The following is a 14,319-nucleotide window of genomic DNA, read 5'->3' as shown; positions in this document are numbered from 1 at the left end:
GATGCTTTCAACCCATATTTAAAAGTTAAACCCCAGTTTTCTCAATCCATTCTGAACGTCAGTATTTTTCATGAATAAATTCCACAACAAGCCTGTCCGGTAGTTCTCGATCATCACCGGGATCGGGCCCTGGTCGATAGCCAGGTAACGGGGCAGATACCAGTTGTTTGAATGGCTGTAGGCGTCATAGGGGCCGTATTTTCCAACCAGGGAGTCGGCTTCGAAGTATAAATAGTTTAAAAATTGCATCGATTCCTCCGGGGTGTATGGGAATGAAGAAAGAGCAGCCGTCGGCGAAATAACCCCAAAATCGTTGCCCGGACGATGTCCGGCATAGCCGTTCATCGAGTAACTGGAAGTTAATCCCCATTGTTTTTCGCCGTATCCTTCATAACCTTTTGGATTATCCAGGGCGTAGCGGTAATGAATCAGCGCGTGGTTCCTGTTCAGCTCCCAATAGCCGGCATAGGTATCGGTAAGCCCCCGGGGATCTAAACCCAGGTATGAATAATGGGCCCAGAACAGCGGTCCGGTGGGGGCATCGTCGTGTTCGTAAAAATTTAATACGGTATTCAAGCCGTAATATTCCATAGCATCGGCAATTTTTCCGTTCAATGCCCAGCCTTTGTGATAAACTTCAGGCTTGATGGCGTGGGTTGGAGAGGCTGCTGCCAGGATATACATGATCAGGCATTCGTTGTAGCCACCCACGGGGAAGTTCATGTCCCAGCCATAGTTGGGCGACCAGTGCCAGTACAGGACGTCTTCTCCTTTGGTATACCAGTCCCATTCCACCTCGTGCCAAAGTGTGTTGATATCGGCCGCTAACTGCTGTTCGGTTTCGTTTCCGTTTTTAAAATATTCGGCCACGGTGAGCAATCCCTGGATCATGAAGGCGGTTTCGACCAGGTCGCCGCCGTCGTCTTTTTTGCTGAAGGGTTTTGTTTTGCCGGTAGGGCCGTCGAGCCAGTGGGGCCAGGCGCCGTAAAAGCGGTCGGCTTTTGCCAGGTAGCCAACGATTTTCTGAAAGCGGGCCAGTCCTTCTTCACGCGTGATAAAACCGCGTTCGATGCCCACGAGGATGGCCATCACGCCAAAACCCGAACCGCCGATGGTGACCACGTCCTGGTCGTTTTGAGGATAAATCCCGTCCAGGTGGATCCGTTCGCGGGCCATGCCCGAAACCGGTTCGGCGCCTTCCCAGAAATACTGAAAGGTTTGGTACTGAACCAGGTTTAAGAGGGAGTCTTCGGAAAAACGTTCATTTGTACCGGAGTTTGTCACAGAATTTTTATTCCCTGTATGACAAGCCACAAATCCGAGAGCTGATACAGCGAATATGACAAGTATATTTCTTCTTAATTTCTTCATGGTATTAATAAGTAAATCCGAGTTTGGTTAAACCTGCTTTCACTTCCGGAGCCGACATCAGTAAATTCCAGATTAAGCCGGTACGGTAATTTTCGATCATGACGACAATCGGTCCCTGGTCAATGGCCAGAAATGAGCCGGCGGTCCAACCCTCGGTCAGATTAAATGCATCGTAAAAACCATAGTCTCCCCAAAGCCGGTCGCCCAGTTGATAATAGAAAAATCGCAGGGCATCCATTGATTCTTCCGGGGTAAACGGTATGGAGGATAAGGCGGCGGTTGGCGTAATTACGCCCAGGTCGTTGGTCGGTGAATGGGCTGAATACCCCTGGTGGTTATCACTGGCAGTCAGTCCCCAGCAATAGGCGCTATAGCCCACATACTGCTTTGTATTTTCGATACAATAAGCCCGGTTGATCAGGCTATGGTTGCGGTTTTGCTCCCAGTAAGCGGCATATTGATCAGACAGGTTACGGGGGTCAATCCCTAAGAATGAATAATGGGCAAAAAACAGCGGACCGCCGTAGTCGTAACCTACCGGCAGTTTGATTCCATAGAATTGTTTCCCATTAACAATACCGCCGCTGCGTGCCCATCCCTGGTGATATACATCGGCCGGGATGGGATGAGTTTCAGACGAAGCCGCCATGATATAGGTAATCAGCGCTTCGTGATAGCCCTGGATTTTCATATTCATCTCCCAGTTGTAATTGGGCGACCAATGCCAGTAAAGGACTTTTTGCCCTCCCTGGGTGTACCAATCCCACTCAATGGCTTTCCAAAGTTCGTTGATTTTACCAATCAGCGCGTTCTCGGCCGGGGCCGAAGGATTTAAATACTGGCGGGCAGCCAGTAAACCGGCCGCCATGAAAGACGTTTCGACCAGGTCGCCGCCATTGTCTTTTGGGCTAAACGGGATCACTTTTCCGGTGCTGCCATTGAGCCAATGCGACCAGGCTCCGTGAAAACGGTCGGCTTTTCCCAGAAAATCAACTATTTTAGCCAGACGCTCCATGCCCTCGGTCCGGCTGATAAATCCGCGTTCAATGCCGACTAAAATGGTCATCACGCCAAAGCCGGAACCGCCGGTCGTGACCGTTTCGCCCGAAGTATTGCGTTCGCGGGCCAATCCGCTCACCGGATGTCCAAAATCCCAGAAATATTTAAATGTTTGCCGCTGTACTTTGGTCAGAAGCTCGTCATCGCTGATCACCGGGAACTTTGGAGTCGGATCGACTTCGGTGTAAAAATTCAAATCAAAACCGGCAAATGGTTTTCCAACCCGGTTTTCCAGGCCCGAGGTAACCGAGAAACGATATTTTGTCAGTCCGGTCAGGGTCTGGTCAGGCGAAACGGAGATGCTGCGTTCGTCCACCTGGGTAAGGCTGTAGGCAATGGCAGTTCCGCCGGTACTGTAGGTTGAATAAACCGAAAGATCATCTTTGGAAACCGGCGAACTGAATAGCAGCATTATTTGCGGATTGCGGGTAATGTTTTGGATACGGCTTAGCGGATTAACAGTTGATCCGTCAATAACAACCGATTCAAGCAACAAAGGCATCGTGAGGGTCGTGAAATTGAAAACCTGTCCTCCGAATGTTTCGTTATTTTCCCCTTTTAAGCCGTTTAAGATGTTCAGCGAATAGGAGGCTCCTTCGGTAAAGGGTTCGTGGGCAAGTTTAACCAGCTGGTTGTCGCTAAAAAAAGAAAACGTTACCGAAACTTTCTGCTTGCCGGCATCGAGCAGTTGAATGTTTTGTTGGGCCGAAATGGTATTCAGCGCTTTATCGAACTTGATTTCAACCGGTTTGTCGAGCGCGACATTTTCGCCCGCACCAGTTGCCGGTAATGCGGTTGAGCCAACATAAACGTAGGTAATGCCGAGCTTCCCCGGATTTTTGTCCGGTTCGGGGTCATCTTTTCCGCACGACGCCAAAAGAAGCAAAAACAAAAATGGCATTAAAAGAAAATATCGCATCGATCTCCAAATTTTGGTTAAAACGAACAGATTTCTCAATAAATGATTGAGCAGGATAAATACCCCTCCACAATACAGCAGAGGGGATATTGTTGTTATTTTTTCGCGGATAGCCAGGATGATAATCCGTCTTATATCAGAATGTATCTGACAAAAGGTGATTACTTTTCGGCATTCCAGATTGCCTGAACTTCGGTCTGTGTAAGCGCCTTATTAAACAGGCGTAATTCGTCCAGTAAACTCAAATCCGACCAATGATTCCATCCGGTGAACCTGGGAGCGCCGGACATAATTGAGAATACATTACATCCCGTCCAGTCAATACCGGTAAAAGCACCTTGTTTTACCACCTGACCATTGATATAAACAACACATTCGGTACCGGAGATCGTGAATGCAAAATGAACCCAGTTGCCGGTTGCCGGATCAACATCGGCTGCTGTTCCGCCGTCGAACCAGACATCTGCAGTTCCATTGCCAACATTGAGTTTGAAGCGTTGCTTGCCTCCCGCGTTCTCGCGAAGAAACCTGAAGCCGGTTGTACGGTTATTCTGAACAAGCGGATATCCTGCATTTCCCGGATCCTCCGGGCTCATTACCAGGATGCCGGCACGGTCGGGCACTGCATTGACTTTCATCCAGAAAACAGCGCTGAACTGATTTCCCTGAAGGCCGGTCGTTGGAAAAGTCAGATAAGCGTCAGTTGCTCCGGCATAGGCTTTGCCGATTTTGCCGTTAGCAAAGCCCGGGTTTCCAACTTTTGTAGCGTTGACTTCGTTGATCAGTTCCATATTCAGTCCCGCTTCAAATGGCATATAAAAGATTTCGCCGGCGTATTTGGCCGTGTATTTATTGCTGACCTCAAAAGCAAGGGTTTTAGTTGTTGATTTTCCTGTCATGTCGGTAGCAACAATTTGAACGGTGTGATTGCCAATCGCCAGGTTTTCATGAGTATATGAGTTCAAGAACCTGCGGTAGTCTATAAAATCGCTGTAACTTTTCAGTTGGGTCCCGTCCAGGGAGAGTGTGACCGATTGCACTTCGATATCATCTGTCACCTCAAACCTGAACTCAACATCCGTTTCGGTATCGGTAAACGGGATGATCAGATCTCCGGTCGGAGATGTAATTAAAACGACGGGGGGCGTCTGGTCTTCTCCGGGATCGACCTTCGAAATCCCGTCAATATAATTCTGATCGCAGGCATTGAAAATCACTAAACTCAATGCAACTATTATTAATCTGTAATATGTATTCATTTCCCTTGGTTTTTATTTGTTTCATTCGGCCAATTGCGGTAACTCAGCAAGTTGAGGCGCCGGTATTGGAAAATAGGCTTTGTTCATAGTAAAGTTTTTTCCTTCGTGACTCAGTTCTGCGGTGTTTCCTGTCCGCACCATGTCATAAAACCGGATATCCCATTCCGTGCCCAGTTCTGCGAGTTTTTCATTCAGCACAACCTGTGTTGTCACACCACTTAGATTGTTAAGACCTGCCCTTGCGCGTACCAGGTTTACCGCCTGATCAGCAGTCATCGAAATACCGCCGCTTGCACCCCTGGTTAGGGCTTCAGCGTAAACAAGAAGAATTTCGGCATAACGAATAACAATCATGTTCTTATTACTTCCGGGCGCTGTTCTTCCTTCAATCAGCTCGGTGGATGGTTGGATCCATTTGCCGGCTCCCCACTTTTTCCGGGCATTGTCGACAAAAACATCCCCTTCTCTGTTCCTGTTGTTTATCCATGCCGGTAATGTTCCCCATTCATTCTGAATTTCCGTCATTCCGGCGGGTGTCCAATGAACTGATGTTTCCAATCGAACCGTTTCACCCCTGTCGAGCATAAATTTGATGTACTTTTTGGTGGGTTCGTAGAAATTCCAACCGCCGCCGGCGCCTGTTCTGACCGGAGTCCACTGGAGTCCGAACGGATTAAACAGGTGACCAAAACGGTCCCCGGTTCCGGAGTTAAAGTCAGAATACTGGAATTCCAGAATGATCTCGTTGTTCAGCTTTCCGGCTTTTTTGAACAGGTGGTAATAATCATTCGATAATTGATATTCACCTGAACTGATGATTGCTGCGGCTGCGGTGGCAGCCCCCTGGTAGTCTTCCATTTCCTGGTAAGCCAGGGCTTTTAAGGCATAAGCTGTGTAACGGGTAATGCCTCCGCGTACGTCGGTTCGCTTGTTGGGGTGCATATTCGGCAAAAGAGGGATCACTTCATCCATTTCATCAACAATGTACTGCATGACTTCTGCTTTGTTGCTGGCCGGCAGGTTCTGGATGTTATCGAGTTGATCGATGACGATAATTTTTCCGAATGCTTTTGCCAGGTTTAAATATAAATAGGCCCTTATCGTGCGGCATTCGGCAATGTACTGATTGGTCAGCGCATCATTGCCTGCGGCAGCGCGATATTTCTCGATTTCATCCATTGCTGTAAACGCGTTGATGATATCGTTGTAATGATTTTGCCATACAGAATTGAGATTCCAGTGGCTTGGCAGGTAAATGAATGCATCCTGTTCCTGCATGGGGGCCTGGTCGCCGGCGGCATTGACATCGTCGCCACGGATGCCCAGTGTTACCGGATCCTCCCAGCCACGGGTGTATAATCCTTCATAGGCGCCTAAAAGAGGTAATATCATATCCTCTCCTTTGGTGTAATCAACATCGCTCGTAAAGGCGACATCCTCAAAAGGCAAATCCAGTTTATCGGTACATCCAACGACCGAAACAAGAAGCGCCCCGCTGAAAAATATTGGCGCAAAGTATGTAGTTAAATGTTTTATTTTCATGTCTTTAAGTATTAGAATTTGAGGTTTATACCAATCGTATATACGGCGGGAACCGGGTAGAACTGACGATCGACACCATCCGGAACTTCAGGTGAAAAGCCGTTGTATTTAAATAGAGTTAAGGGTTTTTCAGCCGTGACATAAATTCTGGCATCAGGCATTCCAGGGCCAATGAGTTGTTCTCCTTTAATATTATAGGCGAGCTGAATGTTCTGAATCCGGAAGTAAGCGCCATCTTCAAGGAAGTAGTCACTAAAATTCTGGTTCCAACCTTTTCTTAAGCCAGCAGCTGAAGGATATTTATTTGAAGTTCCTTCACCGTTCCACAAACCTGTTGCAAGATCGGCGTCGAAATTGGTATCATTTGTCCAGATAATTTCGCCCCGTTTCCGGTTAAGGATTTTATTACCTGATTGCCCCATGATATTCATGGAGAATTCAAAATTTTTGTAGGAAAGTCCTACAAAGCCACCGTAAGTGAGTGTAGGAATGTATGAACCCAGGAAAATTTTATCATCGTCATCAATAACGCCGTAACCCTCTTCCCCTGCCTTTTGTTGGTCTTTGAATTTGAAATCGCCGGGAACAAGGTTGTTGGCAACAGCGACCGGATCAGCTGCGATTTCTGCGGCATTTTGATAAACGCCTGCCACTTCATAGCCGTAAAAAGAAAGCAATGGTTCGCCAACCTGTGATCTTTGCCGGAATTCGGCCTGACCGCCATCGATATAGGCTTGTCCGTACAGGTCGCGTACTTCATTTTTAAGAGTCGATAAGTTACCGCCAATGGTGTACCTCAGGTTGCTGTTGATTTTTCCTTTCCAGCTGGCTGCCATCTCAAAACCGGAGTTTCGGATTGTACCGACATTCCGAAGCACACTGCCTGACTGTAATTTGAGGCTAACCGGTATGGCAGCATCTTCCGTGTCGCGCACAAAATAATCGGCCTCCAGACTCAACCGGTTGTTGAACATTTCAGCATTTAAGCCGATATTCGTGCCTGTAACAGTTTCCCAACCTAAATATCCAAAGGTACTGGTTGTTTTGGTTCCGTCCACCTGGGTGTCATTAATCGCTAAAAAGACAGGGTTCGTTGTGTTGGCACCATCCTGGCGCGCAATTTTATCGTTACCTAATTTTCCCCAGCCGCCCCGTATTTTCAAATAATTGAGAAGATTTCCTTTCGGAAAGAAGTCTTCTTCTGTTGCCACCCAGCCAAGGCCAAAGGCAGGAAATGTTCCCCAGGTTTCCTGGTACTTCTGGGTTCCTTCCACACGCACGGTTGCATAAGCAATGTACCTGCTTTTATAGTTGTAAGAAACCCGTCCAAAGTAGGAAATACCATGAAGACGCTCGGCATTATCATCGGCATCTTTGGATGTTTCTGACCGCGTTTGTCCAATATACCAGGCGTTTTCATTGATCGGGATATCCTCGGCTGAAGCCACCAGGTAATCGTACCATTCATCCCGGTATGAGGTGCCAATCATGGCAGTCAGGTTATGGTCCCCAAAATTGTCACTGTAGTTCAATGTGTTGTCCCAGAACTGGTCCACATCTGTTGTCCGTGAAGAACTGATGGTGGATAGGAGCCTGTTGGTTTGATTTGTTGCGTAATAAGGCAATCCAACATTTCTGCCTTTTAAAAACATCATGGAGAGGTTGTAATTTGTTTTAAATGTCAGCTTATTCGGGATTAATTCAAGTTCGGCATAAATACCGCTAAGTACTTTTCGGATATCTTGCCTGTTATCCCGGTATGCAAGCGGGAAGAACGGGTTTTGAGCGCCACGATAACCCAAAAGCTGAGCGCTTGCATAATTACTTGCATTGGTCTGTCCCTGGGTTAAAAGGTATTCGTAATTCTCCTGGTCATATACCGGTAAGATCGGAACGGCATGATAAGCGTTAAACCAGGCGGCATCGTCAGCAATATATCGCGTTCCGTTACTTACATTAAAGTTAACCCCTGCTTTTAGCCAACTGTTTGCCTGGTGGTCGATCGAAGTTCTGAGATTCATCCTCTTGTAGGAGTTTTTGGCTTCCAAAAGTCCTTCCTGGTTGAAATAACTCATGCCGATTGAATAAGATGTTTTATCATTGCCCCCCAGAATCGATAAGGAATGATTTTGCTGCGCGGCATGTGACCTCATAATCTCGGCATACCAGTCGGTATTTACATTTGGTACGTTCGGGTTAACCCGGCTTCGGCCGTAACGCTGCATGGCATTGGCAACAAAGCTGATATCAGCAGGATCGCCTGTTTGGTTCACGTAGTTTACAAATTGCTCTGCATTGGCCATTTTCAATACATTCTGCGGAACCTGAACACCATAATAACCCTCATAAGTAATGGTCGTTTTGGCATTCAGCGATCCTTTTTTTGTGGTAATAAGGACAACCCCGTTGGCAGCCCTAACCCCATAAATGGCTGCGGCTGATGCATCCTTTAAAACCGACAGGGTTTCGATATCCGACGGGTTCAGAAAATCGATGTTATCGAAGTACATCCCGTCGACCACATATAAAGGAGCAGAATTACTGCTGCTTGGAAATGATCCGATCCCCCGGATCCGTACGGTTGGCTCGCTTCCCGGAGCCCCCGAGTTGACAATTTGAACACCGGCGACCTTTCCCTGCAAGGCCTGCATGGCTTGTCCGGCAGGGGTCTTTACCAGTTCCTCCGATTTGAGTGTGGTAATGGACGAGGTCAGGTCTTTCACCTTCAACTGTCCATAGCCCACCACCACCACTTCGTCGACCAGTTCGGTGGAACTTTCCATCGAAATATTGATAACAGACCGGTTATTCACAGTAACTTCCTGGCTTAGTAAGCCCACAAAGCTAAAGACCAGCACAGCATTGGGAGCTGTATTAATCGTGTAATTACCGTCAAAGTTGGTGATGGTTCCCAGGGTAGTGCCTTTTACAACGACACTTGCCCCCGGGATCGGTTCACCATTTGACGCATCAGTTACTTTACCCGTAACAGAAATTTGTTGCGCATAAATTGTTGTAACTGATAAAAGAAATAAGAAAAGAATCATTAATTTTTTCATAGTTCAATTTTTAGAATCAGTGTGTACACAAAATTATGACTGATGTATCCCGGTAAGGAAATAAAAGGGTACACCATGAATTCTCGCCGGCGGGTGAAGTCATTCTTTCGCCTCATCATTCCCTCATCACTTCTTGTCTGTGTTATTATAATATACAGTAGTTGAACTTGTTAGGTTTTGTAAAATGTGATATTTCGGAAGAAAACAACGATATGATATAAAACATGTTGTGAGAAGATTTGCCTGAAAGCGGCTGTTTAGCCACTGAAAATTGTTCTTTCTTTGTATCCGGTATCCCAAAAAGAGGTTTTAGAGGCTTAAGCTTTTATTTTGGAAAGTTAAAATAAGCGGCATGCAACGAAAAATTGGTCAGATCATTTTATCCTGCGGCCTGTTTGTTCTGATCCCGTTATGGGGACAGGCAGCCGGAACACTGGGCATCAAAAATTTTAGCAAAGCAGATTATCAGGCGGCCAGTCAGAACTGGGCGGCTTGTTCGGGAACCAACGGTTTCATGTATTTTGCCAACCACAATGGTCTGCTTGAGTTTGACGGGACCAACTGGAAACTGCATAAGCTTCCGAACGAAACCATTACCCGGGCCGTATTTGCTACTAACGACAGCATTATTTACACCAGTGGTTACCGGGAACTGGGTTATTGGAAACGGAACCAGCTGGGGCAACTGGACTATTTCTCACTGAATGGTCTGGTGGAACAGTTTTTTACAAAAAATGAAGAGTTCTGGAATATTGCCTCGCAGGGTGATGGAACTTATTTCCATTCGTTTAATAAACTGATTGTTTATAAAAATGACACGGCTGTTCCGGTAAGCCTTCCCGGTTTTACGAATACTATGCAAAAAATCAGGGACCGGATCCTGATCGCGGTGGCTAACCAAGGGATCTTTACGGTCGAGAATGGTAAAACCGTGCCCTATGTCACCGATCCGTTCTTTTCCAATAAAATCGTCCGTTTTTTACTTCCGTATAAAGAAAATCAACTCCTGATCGGGACGGCCTCGCACGGAATCGTTGTTTGGGACGGCAAAAAGCTCCGGGAGTGGGCCCCCGAATGGACCGATTATTTCATGAAAAATGAACTGAACCGGGGACTGGTTGGAAAAAACGGAGAAATTATCCTTGGAACAATTCTCGACGGGATGCTGGTTTGTGATGAAGAGGGGCGTCTGATCTATAAACTGAATGTGGGGACCGGGCTTCAGAATAATACCGTACTGGGGATCGCAACCGACCAGTTCGATAACATCTGGCTGACCCTCGACAGCGGCATTGATTTTATATCGGCATCGCCGGTTAAGGGGATTCGCGTGGAGAATATCCCGGATATCGGGGCTGTTTACGCAGCAGCGGTCTTTCAGGACAAGATTTACCTGGGAACCAACCAGGGCTTGTTTGCCAAGAATTTGCCGGAACCGAATAACGCCTACCGGCTGGTTCCGGGGACTCAGGGCCAGGTCTGGACCTGTCAGGTGATTGATAATCAGCTTTTTGTCGGGCACAATGGGGGCACTTTTCTGATCAGGGACGGGTTTGCCGGTTTTATCCACCGGGCCGGAGGTGTTTTTTCGATCCGGAAAGACCCGGTTCACCCCGAGTATCTGATAGGTTCAACCTATAATAACCTGCTTTCGTTTAAAAAGACCGGCGGGCAGTACGCCTTCAGTCATACCATTGACGATTTTAACGATCTGATCCGGTACATCGAAATCGATCACCTGGGGAATATCTGGGCAAGCCATATGCACCGGGGCATTTATAAGCTTACCCTGGACGATCAGCGGGAAAAGGTATTAAAGCAGGAATATTTTGGCGCCGGGTCGGTTTTTAGGAAAGACCATTCGTTGCATGTGTTTAAAATTGAAAACCGGATTGTATTTACCACCAAAAATCAGCTTTATACTTACGATGACCTGAATAATTTGATTCTTCCCTATGCTTACCTGAACGACCGTTTAGGCGAATATGCCCGTTCGCACCGCGTTGTTGAGGCGCCCGATCATCATTACTGGTTTATTACCACCGAGAGCATGGCGCTTTTTTATATTTACGGCGACCGGGTCGATTTGGTAAAAGCTTATCCGTCAACGATATTTGAAAATAACCAGGTGATTGAGGGTTTCGAGAATATTTTGCCGGTTTCGGAAACCGAAGCCATTTTATGCCTCGAAAACGGCATGGCCTGGCTCGATGCTTCTTTCGGAGACCCGGGGCAAACCATCCGGTACCTCTTTCCCGTGCTGAGGGAATTGCAGACCATAAACAGGCGGAACGAGGGTGCCGTCAATCTGCCTAAAAATAAATATCTCAAAGTAAGCAACAGTCAGAACAGTGTGCAGGTCCGGTATTCGTTCCCGCACTATACCGACGATCCGGTGTACTATCAATATTTTTTGGAGGGAATAGATCCGGGCTGGTCGGCGAAAACACAAACGCCTGTTTTCCGCTTCGACCGGTTACCTGCGGGAGTTTACGAACTGAAGGTGAAAGCCATCGACCTCTGGAATAACGAAAGCCAGGCCAATTTGCTGACCCTCGAGATTTTGCCTCCCTGGTATCAATCGGGGCTTGCCCGTGTGGTTTACGCGGTTGTTTTGGGCGGACTGCTGCTTTTGTTCCGTTTGTTCGGAATCAGGAAAATCCGCAGAAAAGAGCAGGCCGAACGTGAAAAGCGCGAACAGGAACTGATCCGGCTTCGTAACGAAAAGTTAAATGCCGAGGTATCTCACAAGAGTAAGGAACTGGCAAACTCAACAATGGCCATGATTAAAAAGAATGAGTTTTTGCTTGAACTGAAAGAAATGGTGGCCGAACAGAAGGAACAACTGGGATCGAGGTACCCCGATAAATATTACCAGCACCTGGTTACGAAAATCGATAATAATATATCAAGTCAGGACGACTGGAAGCTGTTTGAAACAAACTTTGAGCGGGCCCACGAGCAGTTTCTGAAGAAAATGAAAGATGAATTTCCCGATCTTACGCCAAAGGATCTTCGGCTGTGCGCCTATTTGCGGCTCAACCTGTCGTCGAAAGAAATAGCGCCCTTGCTCGGGATTTCGGTCAGGGGAGTGGAGAACCACCGTTACCGGCTCAGACAGCGCATGGGCCTTGAGCACGATGATAACCTGATTGATTTGATTTTGAAGTATTAAGGCTTATCCAGGATCTTCTTCAGCAAATCTTTTCGGTTCAGCTTTATTAATTCTTGCCTGATTTGTTGCTGGTACTCGCGTTTGTACCAAAAAAAGAATTTTCGCTGCGCGAGTTTTTCCGCTTTTGATTTGGCTGTGAAAACTTCCTCCATCGTGTAGGGATGAAAACCGGTATAAAAGATCACCGTGGCCAGGGTCATGGGCGTGGGGGTGAAGTCCTGCACCTGTTCCAGCTTAAAATCAAGCTGTTTGGTTTCGGCAGCCAGGTTAGCCATGTCTTCGTTTTTACAGCCGGGATGACTGGAAATGAAATAGGGGACCAGTTGCTGTTTCAAACCTTCTTGTTTGTTGATTTCGTTAAACACCTTGTTCAGTTTATAAAACAAGCTGAATGACGGTTTGCGCATGATTCGCAAAACATTGTCGGAGGTATGTTCGGGCGCTACCTTCAAACGGCCCGAAACATGGTGTTTAACCACCTCGCGCAGGTAGTTCCTGTTGTTTTTGTTCACCTGCTCGTCTTTGGTCTGATGCAGGATCATGTCGTAACGGATACCGCTCCCGATAAAAGCTTTTTTAACCTTCGGATGTTTTCGTACTTCGCGGTACAAATCAAGCATGGGTTGGTGGTCGATGTTCAGGTTTTTGCACACATCCGGGAAAATACAGGACGGGCGTTTGCATTTGCGGCAGATCTCTTCGTGGATGCCTTTCATTTGGTACATGTTGGCCGAGGGGCCGCCCAGGTCTGAGATGTATCCTTTAAAATCGGGCATCAGCGTTACCTGTTCCAGTTCTTTCATGACCGACTGCTGCGAACGGCTGGCAATAAACTTTCCCTGGTGTGCCGAGATGGTACAAAAGGTGCAGCCTCCAAAACAGCCGCGATGAATATTGATGGAGTGCCGGATCATCTCGTAAGCCGGAATAGTTTCCTTCGTTTTATATTTTGGATGGGGCAGGCGTGTAAACGGCAAATCGTAAAACCGGTCAATTTCTTTTTCTTCGAGCGGCGGCCAGGGCGGATTAACCACCACCTTCATGTTGCCGGTGTGCTGAATGATGACATGGGCCTCCGCTTTATTCGACTCCTCTTCGATGTGCATAAAGTTTTTGGCAAACTTTTTTTTGTCGGCCAGGCATTCTTCGTACGAATACAATTCAATGCTGTTCCACTTTTTTTGCGTTGCATAATGGTCTTCTTTCCCGACAAGAAAAGCTGTTTGAGGGATGTTGGTCAGGCTTTTCGGATCGACGCCTTTCTGTACCAGGCGGGCATAGTCGATGATCGATTTTTCGCCCATCCCGTAAAAAAGCAAATCGGCTTTCGAATCAACCAGGATCGACGGTTTCAGCCGGTCCTGCCAGTAGTCGTAATGGGTGACCCGGCGCAGCGAAGCTTCAATTCCACCGATAATCAGCGGAACATCGGGATACAGGTTTTTCAGGATATTGGAGTAAACAACCGTTGCATAATCAGGCCGTTTGTCCGACTGTCCTCCCGGGGTGTAGGCGTCGTTCGAACGTTTGCGCTTGTTGGCGGTGTAGTGGTTCACCATCGAGTCCATGTTGCCCGAGGTGACGGCAAAAAACAGGCGGGGAACCCCCAGCTTTTTAAAATCGCGTAAGTCGTCCTGCCAGTTTGGCTGGGGAACAATGGCCACGCGCAGCCCTTCGGCTTCCAGGATCCGGCCAATCACGGCCGCTCCGAACGACGGGTGGTCCACGTAAGCATCTCCGGTAAACAGGACGACGTCCAACTCGTCCCAACCACGTTCTTCAACTTCTTTTTTAGTGGTGGGAAGCCAATTCGTTGTCTGGTATCGTTGATAAAGTATATTCATGAGATGCCTTGTTCTTTAGAAATGACAAAGGTATGATGGTTTTGTTCATTTTTAAAGACTTTTGTGTCTTTTTTTAAAGAAATCCGGCTTC

At 47.3% G+C, this 14,319-nt stretch carries 7 protein-coding genes; 1 reads left to right on the top strand and 6 read right to left on the bottom strand.

What is annotated here, in order from left to right:
- Positions 1 to 18 precede the first annotated feature (18 nt).
- The 5 genes from ACOIT5_RS21745 to ACOIT5_RS21725 all read right to left on the bottom strand — a co-directional run bounded on the left by ACOIT5_RS21745 (position 19) and on the right by ACOIT5_RS21725 (position 9,209).
- A complete protein-coding gene (locus ACOIT5_RS21745; RefSeq protein ID WP_423128266.1) occupies positions 19 to 1,371 on the bottom strand; it encodes a glucoamylase family protein in 1,353 nt (450 codons plus the stop codon).
- Between the two features lie 4 nt (positions 1,372 to 1,375).
- Positions 1,376 to 3,349 carry a glucoamylase family protein gene (locus tag ACOIT5_RS21740; protein ID WP_423128265.1) on the bottom strand — a complete coding sequence of 658 codons (1,974 nt, stop codon included), beginning with the start codon at positions 3,347 to 3,349 and terminating at the stop codon, positions 1,376 to 1,378.
- A gap of 161 nt (positions 3,350 to 3,510) precedes the next feature.
- Complete coding sequence (locus tag ACOIT5_RS21735) at positions 3,511 to 4,608, bottom strand: LamG domain-containing protein (protein ID WP_423128264.1); 1,098 nt, start codon at positions 4,606 to 4,608, stop codon at positions 3,511 to 3,513.
- Positions 4,609 to 4,629: 21 nt separating this feature from the next.
- Positions 4,630 to 6,150, bottom strand: coding sequence for a RagB/SusD family nutrient uptake outer membrane protein (locus tag ACOIT5_RS21730; RefSeq protein ID WP_423128263.1), 1,521 nt, complete (start codon positions 6,148 to 6,150; stop codon positions 4,630 to 4,632).
- 11 nt (positions 6,151 to 6,161) lie between these two features.
- Positions 6,162 to 9,209: a SusC/RagA family TonB-linked outer membrane protein gene (locus tag ACOIT5_RS21725; protein WP_423128262.1), complete on the bottom strand. Its 3,048-nt coding sequence runs from the start codon at positions 9,207 to 9,209 to the stop codon at positions 6,162 to 6,164.
- Positions 9,210 to 9,561: 352 nt separating this feature from the next.
- Here ACOIT5_RS21725 and ACOIT5_RS21720 point away from each other — a divergent pair, with 352 nt between their 5' ends.
- Positions 9,562 to 12,384: a helix-turn-helix and ligand-binding sensor domain-containing protein gene (locus tag ACOIT5_RS21720; RefSeq protein ID WP_423128261.1), complete on the top strand. Its 2,823-nt coding sequence runs from the start codon at positions 9,562 to 9,564 to the stop codon at positions 12,382 to 12,384.
- On the opposite strand, the gene ACOIT5_RS21715 is transcribed toward ACOIT5_RS21720, so the two are convergent.
- Positions 12,381 to 14,228, bottom strand: coding sequence for a YgiQ family radical SAM protein (locus ACOIT5_RS21715; RefSeq protein WP_423128260.1), 1,848 nt, complete (start codon positions 14,226 to 14,228; stop codon positions 12,381 to 12,383). The two genes, ACOIT5_RS21720 and ACOIT5_RS21715, sit on opposite strands and share 4 nt — an antisense overlap.
- Between the last annotated feature and the right edge of the window lie 91 nt (positions 14,229 to 14,319).

The sequence above is a fragment of the Gaoshiqia hydrogeniformans genome (genome assembly GCF_049347105.1).
GTDB lineage: Bacteria > Bacteroidota > Bacteroidia > Bacteroidales > Prolixibacteraceae > Gaoshiqia > Gaoshiqia hydrogeniformans.
The sequence above is the reverse complement of the archived record's forward strand: the minus strand, read 5'-3'. Positions and strand labels throughout refer to the sequence as shown.

Bases quoted from the DNA above. Each gene is read 5' to 3' on its own strand.
- ACOIT5_RS21745 (WP_423128266.1), bottom strand. From the start codon at position 1,371: ATGAAGAAATTAAGAAGAAATATACTTGTCATATTCGCTGTATCAGCT.
- ACOIT5_RS21740 (WP_423128265.1), bottom strand. From the start codon at position 3,349: ATGCGATATTTTCTTTTAATGCCATTTTTGTTTTTGCTTCTTTTGGCG.
- ACOIT5_RS21735 (WP_423128264.1), bottom strand. From the start codon at position 4,608: ATGAATACATATTACAGATTAATAATAGTTGCATTGAGTTTAGTGATT.
- ACOIT5_RS21730 (WP_423128263.1), bottom strand. From the start codon at position 6,150: ATGAAAATAAAACATTTAACTACATACTTTGCGCCAATATTTTTCAGC.
- ACOIT5_RS21725 (WP_423128262.1), bottom strand. From the start codon at position 9,209: ATGAAAAAATTAATGATTCTTTTCTTATTTCTTTTATCAGTTACAACA.
- ACOIT5_RS21720 (WP_423128261.1), top strand. From the start codon at position 9,562: ATGCAACGAAAAATTGGTCAGATCATTTTATCCTGCGGCCTGTTTGTT.
- ACOIT5_RS21715 (WP_423128260.1), bottom strand. From the start codon at position 14,228: ATGAATATACTTTATCAACGATACCAGACAACGAATTGGCTTCCCACC.